This is a genomic window from Lentzea sp. HUAS TT2 (assembly GCF_051853195.1).
In the GTDB taxonomy this organism is placed as follows: domain Bacteria; phylum Actinomycetota; class Actinomycetes; order Mycobacteriales; family Pseudonocardiaceae; genus Lentzea.
The window spans coordinates 4,511,592-4,528,787 of sequence record NZ_CP196667.1; the positions used below are offsets into that span (position 1 = coordinate 4,511,592).

General features: G+C 68.5%; 12 protein-coding genes. 11 read left to right on the top strand and 1 reads right to left on the bottom strand.

The window, feature by feature from the left end:
- Positions 1 to 74 precede the first annotated feature (74 nt).
- The gene (locus tag ACSHWB_RS22640) at positions 75 to 830 is read right to left on the bottom strand and encodes a hypothetical protein (RefSeq protein WP_439663994.1); all 756 of its coding nucleotides are present in this window, start codon (positions 828 to 830) and stop codon (positions 75 to 77) included.
- Between the two features lie 85 nt (positions 831 to 915).
- On the opposite strand from ACSHWB_RS22640, the gene ACSHWB_RS22645 reads away from it, so the two are divergent.
- The 11 genes from ACSHWB_RS22645 (at position 916) to pulA (ending at position 17,186) form a co-directional block, all read left to right on the top strand.
- Positions 916 to 3,543, top strand: a complete 2,628-nt coding sequence (locus ACSHWB_RS22645; protein WP_439663995.1) for a valine--tRNA ligase — start codon at positions 916 to 918, stop codon at positions 3,541 to 3,543.
- 5 nt (positions 3,544 to 3,548) lie between these two features.
- A complete protein-coding gene (gene folC, locus ACSHWB_RS22650) occupies positions 3,549 to 4,886 on the top strand; it encodes a bifunctional tetrahydrofolate synthase/dihydrofolate synthase (RefSeq protein WP_439663996.1) in 1,338 nt (445 codons plus the stop codon).
- Positions 4,883 to 5,284 (top strand): DUF4233 domain-containing protein, encoded by a 402-nt coding sequence (locus tag ACSHWB_RS22655; protein WP_439663997.1) that lies wholly within the window; start codon positions 4,883 to 4,885, stop codon positions 5,282 to 5,284. The genes folC and ACSHWB_RS22655 overlap by 4 nt, the downstream gene beginning before the upstream one ends.
- Positions 5,285 to 5,469: 185 nt before the next feature.
- Entirely contained in the window at positions 5,470 to 5,766 is a 297-nt protein-coding gene (locus ACSHWB_RS22660; protein ID WP_439663998.1) for a PE domain-containing protein, read from the top strand.
- 13 nt (positions 5,767 to 5,779) lie between these two features.
- On the top strand, positions 5,780 to 6,385 hold the full coding sequence (locus tag ACSHWB_RS22665) for a DUF3558 domain-containing protein (RefSeq protein ID WP_439663999.1): 606 nt from the start codon (positions 5,780 to 5,782) through the stop codon (positions 6,383 to 6,385).
- A gap of 77 nt (positions 6,386 to 6,462) precedes the next feature.
- Positions 6,463 to 7,692: a hypothetical protein gene (locus ACSHWB_RS22670; protein ID WP_439664000.1), complete on the top strand. Its 1,230-nt coding sequence runs from the start codon at positions 6,463 to 6,465 to the stop codon at positions 7,690 to 7,692.
- Position 7,693: 1 nt separating this feature from the next.
- On the top strand, positions 7,694 to 8,392 hold the full coding sequence (locus tag ACSHWB_RS22675) for an ESX secretion-associated protein EspG (RefSeq protein ID WP_439664001.1): 699 nt from the start codon (positions 7,694 to 7,696) through the stop codon (positions 8,390 to 8,392).
- A gap of 45 nt (positions 8,393 to 8,437) precedes the next feature.
- Positions 8,438 to 8,866 (top strand): hypothetical protein, encoded by a 429-nt coding sequence (locus tag ACSHWB_RS22680; RefSeq protein WP_439664002.1) that lies wholly within the window; start codon positions 8,438 to 8,440, stop codon positions 8,864 to 8,866.
- A gap of 51 nt (positions 8,867 to 8,917) precedes the next feature.
- Positions 8,918 to 10,426 carry an alkaline phosphatase D family protein gene (locus ACSHWB_RS22685; RefSeq protein WP_439664003.1) on the top strand — a complete coding sequence of 503 codons (1,509 nt, stop codon included), beginning with the start codon at positions 8,918 to 8,920 and terminating at the stop codon, positions 10,424 to 10,426.
- A 21-nt stretch (positions 10,427 to 10,447) separates the two neighbouring features.
- Positions 10,448 to 11,692: a hypothetical protein gene (locus ACSHWB_RS22690; protein WP_439664004.1), complete on the top strand. Its 1,245-nt coding sequence runs from the start codon at positions 10,448 to 10,450 to the stop codon at positions 11,690 to 11,692.
- 94 nt (positions 11,693 to 11,786) lie between these two features.
- Positions 11,787 to 17,186 (top strand): pullulanase-type alpha-1,6-glucosidase, encoded by a 5,400-nt coding sequence (gene pulA, locus ACSHWB_RS22695; protein ID WP_439664005.1) that lies wholly within the window; start codon positions 11,787 to 11,789, stop codon positions 17,184 to 17,186.
- Positions 17,187 to 17,196: the final 10 nt, after the last annotated feature.

The window sequence follows — 17,196 nt, forward strand, 5'->3', positions numbered from 1 at the left end:
CGGTCCGTGACGGTCAATTGTGATCGCCGTCACTCGTTCCCGGCACCTCTGAACGAGTGATCAATCGGGGCGGATCAGGTGCTGACCCCGCAGGTCGAGCCCTCGCTGAACCGCGGCGCCAGGTAGCCGTCGGACCTCGTGGTGCACGCCGCGTGGTCGATGCGGATCTTCGTGGCCCTGATCTGCAGGCCCTCCGGGATCAACCCGTAGTCGGCGATCGCGTGCAGCAGGACGACGAAGTCCTCGTGGCTGTCCACGGCGGCTCGGCCGGTGGGCGCGAAGGCGTAGGCGATCAGGTAGTCGCTGCGGACGACGTTCACGCCCTGGTCGTCGACGGCGGGGGCGATGGTGCCCTTGACCTTGATGCCGCCGGGCAGCAGCGTGGTGCCCTGCTTGAGCCGGGTCACCAGCGACGGCAGGATCGGCTCGAAGTCCTCGCGCGTCCCTGCCGGCGCCAGCGAGAAGAACGCGGTGGGGTCATGCCCCACCAGCACCGCCGGGTCCAGCCTGGCCGCGATGACGGCCCTGCGCACCTGCTCGTGCTCGGGTGCCGCGACCACGCCCTGCTCGCCGTCCGCCCAGGTCTCGAACTCCGTGCCGGCGAACGGCCGGTCGAGGTCCACGGCGGACGCGGGGCTCGACGGTCCTTCGGCGACACCGCCCCACATCAGGCCGGCGGCCACGAGACCGGTCACCGCGAACGCCGCCACGAGCCCGCCGACGAGACCTCTCCTGCCGCGTCTCTCCCGTCTGAACTCGCGTTCGACCCGACGGCCCCACTCGGCGTCGTTCAGGTCTGGATGATCTTCAAGGCCCCCATAAAGACTCACGAGGCGGGGATCGTAGACGTCGGCCCGCGCGTTAGCAGGTATCTCGGTGTAAGTCGATAGCCTGCCCTCCGTAGACTTCACTGCTGTGACTGAACTCGACACCGCAACCCAGCGTCCTGACCTCCCCGCCGCGTGGACTCCGGCGGAGGTAGAGGCGGAGCTGTACCAGCGGTGGGTCGACCGGCGTTACTTCGAGGCGGACGTCAAGAGCGACAAGCCGCCGTTCACCATCGTGCTGCCGCCGCCGAACGTCACCGGCTCGCTGCACATGGGCCACGCCATGAACCACAGCGTGATGGACGCGTTGTCGCGCCGCCGCCGCATGCAGGGCTACGAGGTCCTGTGGCTGCCCGGCATGGACCACGCGGGCATCGCGACCCAGAACGCCGTCGAGCGCGACCTGGCCAAGCAGGGCATGTCCCGGCAGGACCTCGGGCGCGAGAAGTTCGTCGAGCGCGTCTGGGAGTGGAAAGAGGAGTACGGCGGCAAGATCCTCGACCAGATGAAGCGCCTCGGCGACGGCATCGACTGGTCGCGTGAGCGCTTCACCATGGACGAGGGGCTCTCGCGCGCCGTCCAGACGATCTTCAAGAAGATGTACGACGACGGCCTGATCTACCAGGCCGAGCGGATCATCAACTGGTGCCCGCGCTGCCAGACGGCGCTGTCGGACATCGAGGTCGACCACAGCGAGGACGACGGCGAGCTCGTCTCGATCCGCTACGGCGACGGGCACGCGTCGATCGTCGTCGCGACCACGCGCGCCGAGACGATGCTGGGTGACACCGCGGTCGCCGTCCACCCGGACGACGAGCGCTACCGGCACCTCATCGGCACCGAGGTCGAGCTGCCGCTGACCGGCCGCCGGATCCCGATCGTCGCCGACGCGCACGTCGACCCGAAGTTCGGCACCGGCGCCGTCAAGGTGACGCCCGCCCACGACCCGAACGACTTCGAGATCGGCCAGCGCCACGGCCTGCCGAACCTCACGATCATGGACGGCCGCGCGACCATCACCGCGCACGGCCCGTTCGAGGGCATGGACCGGTTCGAGGCCCGTCCCGCGATCGTCGCCGCGCTGCGCGCCGAGGGCCGGATCGTCGCGGAGAAGCGGCCGTACGTCCACTCCGTCGGGCACTGCTCGCGGTGCAACACGGTCGTCGAGCCGCGCCTGTCGCTGCAGTGGTGGGTCAAGGTGGAGAACATCGCCGCCGCCGCGTCCGCCGCCGTCCGCGACGGCCGCACCAAGATCCACCCGGCCGAGCTGAACAAGCGGTACTTCGACTGGACCGACAACCTGCACGACTGGTGCATCTCGCGCCAGCTCTGGTGGGGCCACCGGATCCCGGTCTACTACGGCCCGAACGGTGAGGTCGTCTGCGTCGGACCGGACGACGAGGTGCCCACCGGTGAGGGCTGGCGTCAGGACGAGGACGTCCTCGACACCTGGTTCTCGTCGGGTCTGTGGCCGTTCTCGACGCTGGGCTGGCCGGAGTCCACCGAGGACCTCAAGAAGTTCTATCCGACGTCCGTTCTCTCGACCGGCTACGACATCCTGTTCTTCTGGGTCGTCCGGATGATGATGTTCGGTCTGTACGCGATGGACGAGGTCCAGCCGTTCGACCACGTCTTCCTGCACGGTCTCATCCGCGACCAGTACGGCAAGAAGATGTCGAAGTCCAAGGGCAACGGCATCGACCCGCTGGACTGGATGGAGCGCTACGGCGCGGACGCCACCCGGTTCACGCTGCTGCGCGGCACGAACCCCGGTTCGGACATGGCCGTCGCCGAGGAGTGGGCGGCCGGTTCCCGCAACTTCACCACGAAGCTGTGGAACGCCACCCGGTTCGCGCTGGCCAACGGCGCGACCGTGGAGCGTCCGCTGCCGGACCGTGCCGAGCTGACGGCGGCCGACCGCTGGATCCTCGACGAGCTCGACGCCCTGGTGTCCACTGTGGACTCCAACTTCGAGGCGTTCCAGTTCTCCCGTGCGTGCGAGGCGCTGTACAGCTTCACGTGGGACGAGTTCTGCGACTGGTACCTGGAGATCGCGAAGGTCCAGATCGCGGACGGCCGCACGGAGGCCACGCAGGCCGTCCTCGGCCACGTCCTCGACGTCCTGCTGCGCCTGCTGCACCCGTCGATCCCGTTCATCACCGAGACGCTGTGGACGTCGCTGACCGGCGGCGAGTCGCTCGTCGTGGCCGCGTGGCCGACCGCCTCGGGCGCCGAGCGCGACCTCGACGCCAAGGCGGAGATCGAGGGCCTGAAGAAGCTCGCGACCGAGATCCGTCGCTTCCGTTCCGAGCAGGGCCTCAAGCCGGGCCAGAAGGTCGCGGGCAAGGTCCGCGGCGCGTGCTGCGTCGGCCTGACCGACCAGGTCCCGTCCGTGCGTTCGCTGACGCGGCTGACCGAGCCCGGTGACGAGTTCACCGTCTCCGCGACGCTCGAGGTCGGCCTGCCCAAGGGCGCGGTGAAGGTCGAGCTGGACCTGTCCGGCACGATCGACGTGGCCGCCGAGCGCAAGCGTCTCGCCAAGGACCTCGCCGTGGCGCAGAAGGAACTCGAGGGCACGACGAAGAAGCTGGGCAACGAGGCGTTCCTCGCCAAGGCGCCCGCCGACGTCAAGGCCAAGATCGAGGAGCGCAAGGCCACCGCCGAGTCCGAGATCGCCCGCATCAACGAGCGCCTGGCCGCGCTGCCGGAGGCGTAAGCACCGTGGAAACGAACCTCGACGAGTTCCTCGACGTCGAGAACGAGCTCAACCAGCGCTGGCCCGAGACGAAGCTCGAGCCGTCGCTGGACCGGATCAAGGCGCTCGCCCACGTGCTGGGCGACCCGCAGGCGTCGTACCCGGTCGTGCAGCTGACGGGCACGAACGGCAAGACGTCGACGTCGCGCATGGTCGATGCGCTCTTCACGCGCATCGGCCTGCGCACCGGCCGGTTCACGAGCCCGCACCTGCAGCTCGCGACCGAGCGGATCAGCATCGACAACCAGCCGATCAGCCCCGAGCGCTACGTCGAGATCTACCGCGACATCGAGCCGTACGTCGCGATGGTGGACGCCCAGTCCGAGATCAGGCTGAGCAAGTTCGAGGTGCTCACCGGCATGGCCTACGCGGCCTTCGCGGAGGCACCGGCCGACGTCGCCGTCGTCGAGGTGGGCATGGGTGGCACGTGGGACGCGACGTCCATCGTGGACACCCGCGTCGCCGTGCTCACCCCGATCGGCATCGACCACACCGAGTACCTGGGCACCCGTCCCGAGGACATCGCGGTGGAGAAGTCCGGCATCATCAAGCCGGGCGCGGTCGCGATCGTCGGTGAGCAGACCCCCGAGGTCATGAAGGTCATCCTCGAACGCGTGGCCCACGTGGACGCGATGATCGCCCGCTTCGGCAGCGAGTTCGGCGTCATCTCACGCGCGGTCGCCGTGGGCGGCCAGATGATCACGCTGCAGGGCCTCGGCGGCGTCTACGAGGACATCTTCCTTCCCCTGCACGGAGAACACCAGGCAGCGAACGCAGCCCTGGCACTCGCCGCAGTGGAAGCGTTCTTCGGCGCGGGCCCCGAACGCCAGATCGACATCGAGATGGTCCGCGAGGGCTTCGCCTCGGTGGTCACGCCAGGCCGCCTGGAGCGCGTGCGCTCCGCCCCCAACGTCTTCGTGGACGCGGCCCACAACCCCCACGGCGCCGCCGCACTGGCCCGCGCCCTGGAGTCGGAGTTCGGCTTCCGCAAGCTGGTGGCCGTGGTCTCCGTCATGGCCGACAAGGACGCCGAGGGCATCCTCGCCGCTCTGGAGCCGGTGGTGCAGGAACTGGTGATCACCACCAACTCCTCCCCACGCGCCATGGACCCGGACGTGCTGGCGGGCCTGGCCGTCCCGATCTTCGGAGAGGACCGCTTCGAGGTGCGTCCGCGACTGGTCGACGCCGTCGAGGAGGCCATTCACCTCATCGAGGACGAACAGTCCGGCGGCGGCGTGATCGTCACCGGCTCCGTCGTCACCGCGGGCGAGGCCCGCGCGCTGTTCGGAAAGGAGCCGGCATGACCACCCCGGCCCCGCTGAAGAAGGACCCGATGAAGGCGTTCCGCGGCATCATGGCCGGCACGCTGATCCTCGAGGTCATCGTCGTCGCCCTGGCCCTGCCGGTGATCGCCAAGCTGCACGGCGGCGTGACGTCCCTGGTGGGCTGGGTCGCGTTCGGCTTCATCGCGGTGTTCATCGCGATGTGCGCGTTCGTCCGCAAGCCCTGGGCCATCGGGGCTGTCGTCGGGCTGCACGTGCTGCTGATCGCCACCTGGCTGCTGTTGCCGGCCATGGGTGTCATCGGGGTGATCTTCGGGCTGGTCTGGGCCTATCTGTTGTGGTTGCGGAAGGATCTGCTCAAGCGGATGGCGGAGGGCCGGCTTCCGGCGCAGCAACAGCAGGCCGAACAGCAGTCCTGACCGAACGCATTTCCGCAATTCGGCAATAACATTAACTAAACGAATTCCGTCTTCGTGCCCTCGCTCGTCGCAATGCGACGGCGAGGGTTCGTCGTGTTCACCCGATCGTGCTTTGAAACTGGGACTGGTCCCGCGACCTGGCGCTATGCTGCTAGACGCACGAATCTGCGGGGAGGGCACTGGGGATGAGCGGGACCAAGGTCGATCTGGAGACACTGCGCGCTGCCATCAAGGAGTACGAGGCGATCCGCGACGAGCTGGTCATGTACCACCAGGCCGGTCACATCATGACCATGGTCCAAGGTGCGGGCAAGGACATGCCGAGCCAGGTCTACGCGAACTGGGCCCGCGCGACGGGCACGGCGCACCAGCTTTCCAACAAGCAGCTTCAGGACACGCTGACCACCAGGATCGAGAACCTGAACGCCACGCTGAAGCAGTACGAGCAGACCGAGCAGGGCAACAAGGACAACCTCAAGTAGAAGGACTGAACTGTTGCGCATTCGAAGCATCGCCCTCGGTGCGGCCGCACTCGCCCTGCTGGCCGGCTGCGGTGACAGCGGTGGCACGACCGGCGCACCGACGACCGCCTCCACGTCCGCCACCACGGGCGACAGCGGCGGAGCCCCCAAGGTCGAGAACCCGCTGGACGTCAAAGCCTTCGAAGCCGATCCGTGCAGCACGGTCACTCCGGCTCAGGCTCAGGCGTTCGGGTTGCCCGGAGTCACCGGAAAGGTGAACTCGGCCGCTCCTGGTGCGGCGTGCGTGTGGCTCGGTGCGAGCACTCCGGCGAAGATGTCCCCCGGGGTGGGAATTCTCCCGGACGGCACGAATCTCGCCACGATCCTTCCCACGAAGGACACGGCCTACCAGGTGTTCGAGCAGAAGCCCGCTATCCAGGGCTTCCCCACGTACCTCACCCTCGTCGCGGACAGCCGCAACAACGGCGACTGCGCGTTGCTCGTCGCCGTGTCAGATGAGAAGGCCGTCACCTTCACCTTTCAGAGCACCCAAGGCAGTTCGAAGTTCGCTGACCCGTGTGCCGCGATCACCGAGTTCGCGAACCTCGCCATCACCACGATGAAGGCAGGTGCGAAATGACACGGCCCGCGCCGAGTTGCTTCTCAGAGGACAATTCACGTGCTGATGGGCTCTCCGGGGCTCAGATCTACTCCCAGATGCACGGCGGGCCCGGCACCGGCTCTGCCACGGATGCCGCGGCCACGGCTTCCAAGCTGGAGACCAGTTACGCGGGCATCGAGGCGAGGCTCAAGCGGGTCGGCGAGACGCTGGGCGAGGCGTGGACCGGTGCGAGCGCGGACGCCGCACAGGCCGCCGCGAACCCGATCAACCAGGCCATGGTCCAGATGCAGGACGCTCTGCGGCAGGCCGATCACTCGATCTCGAACCAGATCTACCAGTTCACCCTGAACAAGGGCCAGCTCAAGGACATGCCGGCGGCCAAGCCGGACACGAACTTCTGGGACGACGCGACCCCTTGGGACACCGATACCGAGGACAAGGTCAACAGCTACAACGCCGAAGAGAAGCACAACCGCGAGGTCTATTCGGAGTTCCAGAGCGCCAGCAACACCAACCGCGGTGAGCTGCCCAAGGAGTTCCCCGGCGTCACGGCCGACACGTTGCAGGTCGAGATCGCCGACACCGGTGGCAACAACGGTGAAGAGAAGACCACGACGACGAGCAGCAGCACCACGCGCTCGTCCACGACGGGCCTTCCGAACTCGACGAGCACGCCGCAGAGCACGACCGGCACCGGCTGGACCGTGCCCACCACGAACGGCGACCAGACCACCACCAGCTCGTCGGACACCACGAACACGAGCAACACCAACAACACCGGCAGGCCCGACGTCACCGGCAAGCCCCCGGTCGGCAGCGTGATCGACAGACCGAACAACACAGGGCTCCCGCCCGTGGGCGTGCCCGTCCGCCCGAACACCGGTGGCCCCGGCGGTCCTGGCGGCACCAGGGGCCCGGGTGGCGGCCTCACCGGGCCGGGCAGCGGTCGTGGTGGCCCCGGCGGAGCCGGCAAGTTCGGTGGCGGTGGAGCAGGCGGCACGGGCGGAGCGGGCAAGTTCGGCTCCGGCGGCCTCGGCGGAGTCGGAAGCGGCAGTGGCACGTCCGCCCAGCAGCCCGGCGGCAAGGCCGGGGTGTTCGGCGGCATGGGCGAGGCGCACGCGAACGCGGCGGCACGAGGTGGTGCGGCGGGCGCGGCCGGTCGTGGTGGCGCCGCCGGCATGGGCGGTATGGGTGGTCAGGGCCAGAAGGGCCAGGGCGAGGACGACTTGGAACACAAGTCCGCCGACTATCTCATCACCGAGGAGAACACGAACGAGATCATCGGCGACATGCCGATGGTCGCACCGCCGACGATCGGGGGGTGACGTGCTTCGGTCGTCCATCCAACTGTCCGACCTCGCCTTCGACGTCCTGTGGAAGCAGGAGAAGCTCGGGGCGTACCACCCCGCGCTGTCCGTCGACTCGCCCGGTGAGACCGAGGACGAACGCGTGCTCATCGAGCGCGACGTCATCGGTGAGCTGCGCCGGGTCGGGCTCGACCACCCGGACGTGCGGGGCACGCTGCACCTGATCGCCAAGGCGGAGCACGACTACTCGGCCTGGATCGCGGTCACGCCGAACGAGACCAGGCCCGTGGTCGTGGCGGCGAACTCGCAGCACGGGGTGCTCGCCCTGCACGACAACGGGTTCGTGCAGCTGCACCCGATCCGGCCGGAGAACGCGCCGGAGGTCCTCGCGATGCAGCTGCCGGACGTGCCGGCGGGGCGCGGCGCGTCGATCAACGTGCACGAGTCCGAGATCAAGCTGCACCAGCCCGGCAAGGCGTCGCCGTCGATCTCGTTGCGCCAGCTGCTCGCCCAGCCCCGCCAGGGCACGGCGAAGCTGTACGCGGCGAAGCACAACGGCGAGGGCAGGCAGCGGGCCAAGACCTTCCTCACCACGATCGACTTCGAGGACGGCCGCTGGCTCGTGGTCAAGTACACCGACCAGAACCACCAGACGTGGGTGCACGCCACGCCCGCGACGCGTCAGATCATCACGGACTGGCTCAAGCGCCTGACGTGAACCGGATTTACCGCCGCATAACCGGACTGCCGCAGCGTCGCGGCTGTGAGAAAGCCATTCGCCATCGCCGCCGCACTGGCCGCGACGCTGCTGTCCGTCGGTCTGGGCTCGGGCACCGCCAACGCCGAGACCGTTCCCGGTTGTGCCTCTGCCAAGCAGATCGGCACGACGGGCTACGTGAAGTACCAGGGCGCGACCATCGCGTCGGTCAAGCAGTTCGCCGGGTGCGGCAAGAACTACGCCTACACCTGGGTCTGGGACTCCTACGCCAAGAACCACTCGTTCCGCGTCACGAACTGGATCGCCGTGATCGACGGCAACGAGGAGTACCCCGGCGGCGACTCCCGCAGCGGCAACAAGCAGGAGCTGTGGGGCGCCGGTGCGGCCACGCTCGACAAGTGCACCCGCGCGGTCGCGAGCGTCACCGTCCCCGGCGGCAGCTACGTGAGCGGCTGGACGGACCTCCGCTGCTGAAGTTCACTTGCGGTTTCAGAGCTGGCCAGAACCGGCGACTAGAAACCGCGCATGACCTTCGACCGTCGTACGTTGTTCAAGGCAGGCGCATTCGGGACGGCCGCGGCGCTGGTGCCCTCGGGCATCAGCTTCGCGAAGACCGACCGCCCGATCCTCACCCACGGCGTGCAGTCCGGCGACGTCACCTGGGACGGCGGCATCGTGTGGACGCGCGCCGACCGTCCCTCGCGAATGCTCGTCGAGGTGTCCAACGACCCGAGGTTCCGTCACTCCCGCCGCATCCGCGGCCCGTTGCTCACGCCCGAGACCGGCGGTACCGGGCAGGTCAGGGTCTCCGGCCTGCTGCCCGGCCGCCCAGCCCACTACCGCGTCACGGCCGAGGACCTGCACGGCCGCAGCTGCAGCGAGGCCGTCACGGGCAGCTTCACCACCGCCCCGATCGGACGCGACGAGGTCAGCTTCGTCTGGTCCGGTGACGTCGCGGGCCAGGGCTGGGGCATCAACCCCGACATCGGCGGCATGCCGATCTTCAAGGCGATGGCCGACCGCGGGCCGGACTTCTTCATCCACAGCGGCGACAGCGTCTACTCCGACGGCCCGATGCAGGCGAGCGTGACGCTCCCGGACGGCCGGATCTGGCGCAACGTCGTCACGCCGGAGAAGTCCAAGGTGGCCGAGACGCTCGACGAGTACCGCGGCCAGTTCGCGTACAACTTCCTCGACGACAACGTGAAGCGCTTCGCCTCCCAGGTCCCGGTCTACGCGCAGTGGGACGACCACGAGGTCACCAACAACTGGTACCCCGGCGAGATCCTCGACAGCCCGCTCTACACCGAGAAGCGCGTGGACGTGTTGGCACAGCGGGCTTTCCAGGCGTTCCACGAGTGGATGCCGATCGACCGGAAGCGCGCCGTCGACGGGCGGGTCTACCGGAAGTTCTCCTACGGCCGCAACGTCGAGATCTTCGTGCTCGACATGCGCACCTACAAGGACAAGAACACCTCGCCCAAGGACAAGCCGGGCGTGATCCTCGGTGCCCAGCAGGCGAAGTGGCTCGTCGACGGGCTCAGCCGCAGCACCGCCACCTGGAAGATCATCGCGGCGGACCTGCCCGTCGGACTGACGGTCCCGGACGGCGCCGACATCGAGGGCGTCGCGAACGGCCTGCCGGGCGCGCCCAACGGCCGTGAGCACGAGATCGCCTGGGTGCTCAGGGAGCTCAAGCGCCGCCGCGTCCACAACACCGTGTGGCTGACCGCCGACGTCCACTACACCGCCGCGCACCACTACTCGCCCGACCGCGCGGCCGTGGGCGACTTCGACCCGTTCTGGGAGTTCGTGTCCGGTCCGCTGCACGCCGGCGCGTTCGGCCCGAACACGCTCGACCCGACGTTCGGCCCGAAAGCGGAGTTCGTGCACGCCCCGCCCGCCGCCAACACCTCGCCGCTGGACGGGTTCCAGCACTTCGGCGAGGTCAAGGCGTCGCAGCACGAGCTCACGGTGTGGCTGCGCGACGCGACAGGCGCCTCGCTCTGGTCCAAAACGCTGAGGGCCGCCTGACGCGGGTCGTAGGGTCGGTGGGTGCCCATCTCGTTCGACACCACCGGCTTCCGTCAGCTCGACCAGAACACCTGGCAGCACCCCAGCGGTGACCAGGCACAACTGGCCTACTACGGCCTGGTCCCCGATCTGCCGGCCGGGCTGGACGACCTGCCGAGGCTCAGGCACGACCTCGCGCTGATCCACGGCGAGACCGGCTGCCTGATCGAGGCCCACGTCGTCCAGCTCGGCGGTGCGCCCGCGCTGCTGCGGATCGTCAAGATGCCGCTGCCGAACCAGCCGAACGGGCAGGTGTTCGTCGGCTCGTTCACCATCCCCAAGGAGAGCTGCAGCGCGGTGTTGCAGCTCGGCGCGCTGGAACGCGGTATGACGGGCACGCGTGAGGCCATCCTGGCGGCCGAGATCGGGTTCCAGAACTGGCTCAAGCCGCACCCGTACGCCCCCGAGCTGGAAGGCGTGCTGCCGTTCCACGCGGGCGACGATCCGCGTCACGACGCACGGTTCCCCGAACACCCGTTGACGCGGGTACGGCAGTGGGCGCACCACGTGGCTCGCACGGCACGGGTGGATCCGGGGTTCGCCTCGCTGCCGCCGTTCAGGGTCCAGGCGCCGCCACCGCCGGTCGGGCCGGGTCAGAGTCTCGTCACGGCGCTGCCGAGCCTGCCGGTCAAGGGCTTCGTCGGGCTGCAGATCGGCGAGCAGACGACGTACTGGCACACGTCCGACCCGAAGCTCACGGAGATGCTCGGCCGCGGCCTCATGGGCCGGTCGCCGCTCGCCGAGACCCGGTTTCGCGACATGCTGCTCATCGACGTCGAGACCGGCGAGGCGATGATCCCCGACCGCTTCACCACCAACGGCAACATGACCGCGCACGGCACGCACCTGCAGCAGGTCACGCTGCCCGAGGCCGACGCGGCGCTGACCGACGACGACGTCATGGACGCCTTCAAGTGGGCGGGCCGGATGGCGGGCGTGGCGGCGGAACGCGGTGAGCACCTTTCCCTGGAACCGATCGAGAACCAGGGCGAGCAGGCTGATCCGCACGTCCTCCTGGCCGTGCAGCCGCACGAGGGACAGCAGGTGGTCGTCGCCCAGTTCTCGCCACCGCCGACCGAGGGACCGCTGGCGGGCGCACCGAGCCGCAGCGCGCCCGCGACACCGGAGTCGGTCGAGGGCATCGGCGTGATCGCCGGCCTGGCGGTCAACGAGTGGCGCTCGCATCCGCTGCGGATGGCGATCACCTACCGTCGTCCGGCGGGCTGATTGCAAACATTTGCAGTAGTCGACGTATTGTTTCTCGCTGTTTGTCGTGGTTTCGTGCAGCAACCCTGCAAGAGTTTGCGACAAGGAGGTCGCGATGCGTCGGGTCGTCGCCGCGCTCGCTGCACTGGTTTTGCTCCCCCTGACACCCGTTCAGGCCGTTGCCGCTCCACCGCAACGCCTGGCCGTGGGGGAGGTGGTGGACATAGCGCCCGGTGTGCGCGACGGGGACGCGAGACTCGCGTTGCCGCCCAAGCGGGACGACCTGCGGGGCGAGCGCTTCTACTTCGTGATGCCCGACCGGTTCGCGAACGGCGACCCCCGCAACGACCGGGGCCGCTCGAACGCCGCCGAGAACGGCTTCAACCCCGCTGACAAGGGCTTTTACCACGGCGGTGACCTCAAGGGCCTGCACGGGAAGCTCGACTACCTCGACGGCATGGGCATCACGGCGATCTGGATGACGCCGATGTTCCTCAACCGCTGGGTGCAGGGCGACAGCGCCGGGTACCACGGCTACTGGACGCTCGACTTCACCAAGCTCGACCCGCACTTCGGCACCACGCAGGAGATGCGCGACCTGATCCGCGACGCGCACCGCCGCGGCATCAAGGTCTTCTTCGACATCGTCGCGAACCACACCGCCGACGTGATCAAGTACGCGGAGAACAAGACCCAGTACGTCTCGACCGGTGCGCAGCCGTACCTGGACGCGGACGGCAAGCCGTTCGACATCGCGGACTACGCGGGCAAGTCCACGTTCCCGAAGCTCGACGCGGCCAAGTCCTTCCCGTACACGCCGGTGAAGGACGGCCAGACGAAGTACCCGTTGTGGCTCAACGACTCCACGCTCTACCACAACCGCGGCGACTCGACGTTCTCCGGCGAGTCGAGCGAGCAGGGCGACTTCTCCGGCCTCGACGACCTGATGACCGAGCACCCGCGCGTGGTCAACGGCATGAAGGACATCTTCACCAGCTGGATCGACACGCTCGACATCGACGGCTACCGCGTCGACACCGTCAAGCACGTCAACCTCGAGTTCTGGCAGGCCCTCGCGCCGCACGTGAAGCAGTACGCGAACCGCAAGGGCAAGAAGGACTTCTTCGTGTTCGGCGAGGTCTTCGACTCCTCGCCCGAGAACACCTCGAAGTACACGACCGACGGCCGCATGCAGGCCACGCTGGACTTCCCGTTCCAGAGCAGCGCGCTGAACTTCCTGTCCGGCAAGGGTTCCCAGCGTCTCGGCGAGGTGCTGCTGGACGACGACCGCTACATCGACGCCGACTCCAACGCCTCGTCGCTGCCCACGTTCCTCGGCAACCACGACATGGGCCGCATCGCGTGGATGATCCGCAACGACCGGCCGGGCATCTCGGACGCCGAACTGCTGGAGCGCCTCAAGCTCGGCAACCAGCTGATGTACCTGTGGCGTGGCAACCCGGTCGTCTACTACGGCGACGAGCAGGGCTTCGCGGGCACGGGCGGCGACAAGCTCGCACGTCAGGACATGTTCGCCTCCAAGACGCCCGAGTACATGGCGGAGAAGCTCGTCGGCTCCGACCGCACGGGCGCTCAAGACAACTTCAACACCTCTCACCCGTTGTACCAGCAGCTCAAGGCACTGGCCGCACAGGTCGACCGCGATCCGGTGTGGCGTGATGGCAACCAGGTGCTCCGGTACGCCGACGGTGACGTGTTCGCGTTCAGCCGCATCCTCGGCCGCGAGCACCTCGTCGTCGCCAACGCCGGTACCGCGCCCGCGACCGTCACCGTGCCGGTGTCGTCCTCGGCCTTCGAGAACGCCCAGGTCCAGAACGGCCGCGTCACGGTGACCGTGCCCGCGCTGTCCTCCTTGGTGCTCAAGGGAACCAGCGACGTCGCGAAGTCGAAGCCGGCGCCCGTGCTGGTCACCCCGGCTGCCGGAACCGTGCTGGACAAGCGCGTCGAGCTCCGGGCGGACGGCATCAGCGCACCGAACGCCGCCGCCACTTTCGCCGCCCGTGTCGAGGGCACCCGCGACTGGACCGTGCTCGGCACCGACGACGCCGCTCCCTACCGCGTTTTCGCTGACCTGTCGGCACTTCCGGGTGCGGCCGTCGGCAAGCGCGTCGAACTGCGCGTGGTGGCGAAGTCCGGTGAGATCGGCGCGGACGGCGCGTTCGTGTCGCTCGTGGCCGCGCCGCCGGTCCCGGACCCCGGCACGAAGAACCCGGACTGGCTGGTCGTGCACTACGCGCGCGACAACTACGACGGCTGGGGCCTGCACGCCTGGGGCGACGTCGAGACGCCGACCGAGTGGGGCGCCCCGCTGCCGTTCGCGGGGGAGGACACCTACGGGCGGTTCGCGTGGATCAAGCTGAAGCCGGGCGCCAAGTCGGTCGGGCTCATCGCGCACAAGGGCGACGAGAAGGACACGTCGGTCGACCGGTTCGTGGATCCGAGCGTGACGCCTGAGGTGTGGCTGAAGCAGGGCGACCCGGCCGTGTACGCGTCCGAGCAGGCGGCCACGGGCAAGGCGGTCGTGCACTACGTCGGTGACGCCACCGGAGCCGTGGTGCGTGTTGCCGGACGGGCTGACGTGCCGTTCACCGGCGGCGTCGCGGAACTCCCGCCCACCACCGACTTCTCCGTCGTGCGCGGCACGACCGCGGAGGCTTCGGGCAAGTTCACGAGTGGCCACTCGTGGGTGGCGGGCGGGAAGGTGCACGCTTCGAAGGCCGCCGCCGAGAGCCGGGCGGTGATCCACTACAACCGCGCGGACGGTGACTACACCGACTGGACGATGTACCACTGGACGGGTTCCGCGGAGCCCTCGCCGGGCTGGAACCAGTCGCGGGTGCCGGACGGGCGTGACCAGTTCGGCGTCTACTGGTCGGTGCCGCTCGCGGCCGGTGCGGCGGGTCTGAGCTACATCGTGCACCGCGGTGACACCAAGGATCCCGGCCCGGACCAGTTCCTGGACCTGGGCCAGAAGGGCAACGAGGTGTGGCAGCTGCAGGGCAACGAGACCTACCTGCTGCCGTCCAGTGTCGGACCGGCCGCCGATGACGACCTGACCAAGGCCAAGGCGATCTGGATCTCGAAGGACAAGGTCGTCTGGGACGTGCCGGCCGTGCAGTCCGACGGTTACCGGCTCGAGTACGGCGCACGGGTGCTGCGGCTGTCGCCCACGACCGAGGAGGTGCCGGCGCAGTTCCCGCACCTTCGCGGGAAGCCGGTGTTCGCCGTGCGCGGGTTCGTCGACGAGGCGTTGCGGGACAAGCTCTCCGCCGTGCACGTCGACGCGGGTGGTGCGATCCGGCACCGCACGAGCGTGCAGATCGCAGGCGTGCTGGACGATCGATTTGCTTCTGCCGCAACGAAACTGACGTTCGGGCCGACGTTCGACCGCGACCGCGCGTCGGTCAGGCTGTGGGCGCCGACCGCGACCAACGTCAAGCTGCGCCTGTTCGACCAGCCCTCCGGCGAACCGAAGAAGGTCGTGCAGCTCAAGCGCGACGACGCCTCGGGGTCGTGGACCGGCACGGGGGACTGGAAGAACAAGTACTACCAGTTCGAGGTCACCAACTGGCAGCGCACGGTCGTGGTCACCGACCCGTACTCCGTGGCGCTGTCGGTGAACTCGACGCACTCGCAGTTCGCCGATCTGAAGGACAGCCGTTCGATGCCCGCAGGGTGGTCGAAGGACGTCGCGAAGGGCATGGGCGGCGCGATCACCGAGCTGCACGTGCGGGACTTCTCGATCAACGACCAGTCGGTGCCCGCTGCTGATCGCGGCACGTACAAGGCGTTCACGCACCGCGACTCGACCGGCATGAAGCACCTCAAGACGCTGGCCGCGGCGGGCATGGACACCGTGCACCTGTTGCCGACGTTCGACATCGCGACGATCCCCGAGAAGCGCTCCGACCAGGCCACTCCGGCCTGCGACCTGGCGTCTTTGCCCGCGGACTCGGACCAGCAGCAGGCCTGCGTCGGTGCGGTGGCCGGTAGTGACGGCTTCAACTGGGGCTACGACCCGTTCCACTACGACGTGCCGGAGGGTTCGTACGCCACGGCGGACGCGCAGAACGGCGCCGCGCGCTCGAAGCAGTACCGCGAGATGGTGAAGTCGTTGCACGACAACGGCAACCGCGTGGTGGTGGACGTCGTCTACAACCACACGGCGGCGTTCGGCGACGCACCGACGTCCGTGCTGGACAAGGTCGTGCCCGGCTACTACCAGCGGCTCAACCTCGACGGCTCGGTAGCGAACTCCACGTGCTGCGCGAACACCGCGACCGAGAACGCCATGATGGGCAAGCTCGTCGTGGACTCCGTGGTGCGGTGGGCGCGCAACTACAAGGTCGACGGCTTCCGGTTCGACCTGATGGGCCACCACCCGAAGGCGAACATCCTGGCGGTGCGGGCGGCTCTGGACGCGCTGACCGTCGAACGCGACGGCGTGGACGGGCGCAGGATCGGCGTCTACGGCGAGGGCTGGGACTTCGGCGAGGTCGCCGGCAACGCCCGGTTCGAGCAGGCCACCCAGGCGAACATGGCCGGCACGGGCATCGGCACGTTCAGCGACAGGCTGCGCGACGCGGTGCGCGGCGGCGGTCCGTTCGACGACGACCCGCGCGTGCAGGGTCTCGGCTCCGGTCTGGCCGGGGACGTGAACTCCTCGCCTGCCAACGGGAACGTGGCCGCGCGGCTGGAGAACTACAGCGACCTGGTCAAGCTCGGCATGGCGGGCAACATGGCGTCGTACCGGTTCCGGTCGACGGCCGGGCCGGTGGTGTCGGGCCGCGACGTGCAGTACAACGGCTCTCCCGCCGGGTACACCGGGCAGCCGCTGGAGGCGATCACGTACGTCGACGCGCACGACAACGAGGCGTTGTTCGACGCGTTGATGTACAAGCTGAAGCCGGAGACGTCGATGGCCGACCGCGTGAGGATGCAGACGGTCTCGCTGGCGCCGGCGTTGCTCGGGCAGGGGCGGCCGTTCGTGCACGCGGGCACCGAGTTCCTGCGCTCGAAGTCGTTGGACCGCAACAGCTACGACTCGGGCGACTGGTTCAACTCCTACGACCCGTCGTTGCGCGACAACGGTTTCGGTCGCGGGTTGCCGCCCAAGGCCGACAACGAGTCGAAGTGGCCGTACGCGAAGCCGTTGCTGGCCGGGCCGAAGCCGTCCTCCGCGGACATGAAGGCCTCGCTGGACGCGACCCTGGAACTGCTGCGGATCCGGCAGTCGTCACCGCTGTTCTCGCTGGGGTCGGCGGACCTGGTGCAGCAGAAGGTGTCGTTCCCCGCCGCCGAGTCCGGTGTGATCGTCATGCACGTCGACGACACGGCCGGGCCGGACGTGGACCCGGCTCGTCGCGGGCTGGTCGTCGTGATCAACCCGTTCCCGACGGACCAGGCCGTGACGCTGCCCGCAGGGGACTGGAAGGCCGTGACCAGCGAGAAGAAGGCCGGAGCCGCGCGTTCGGTCGTCGTGCTGGAGCGATAGTTCCGCTGAG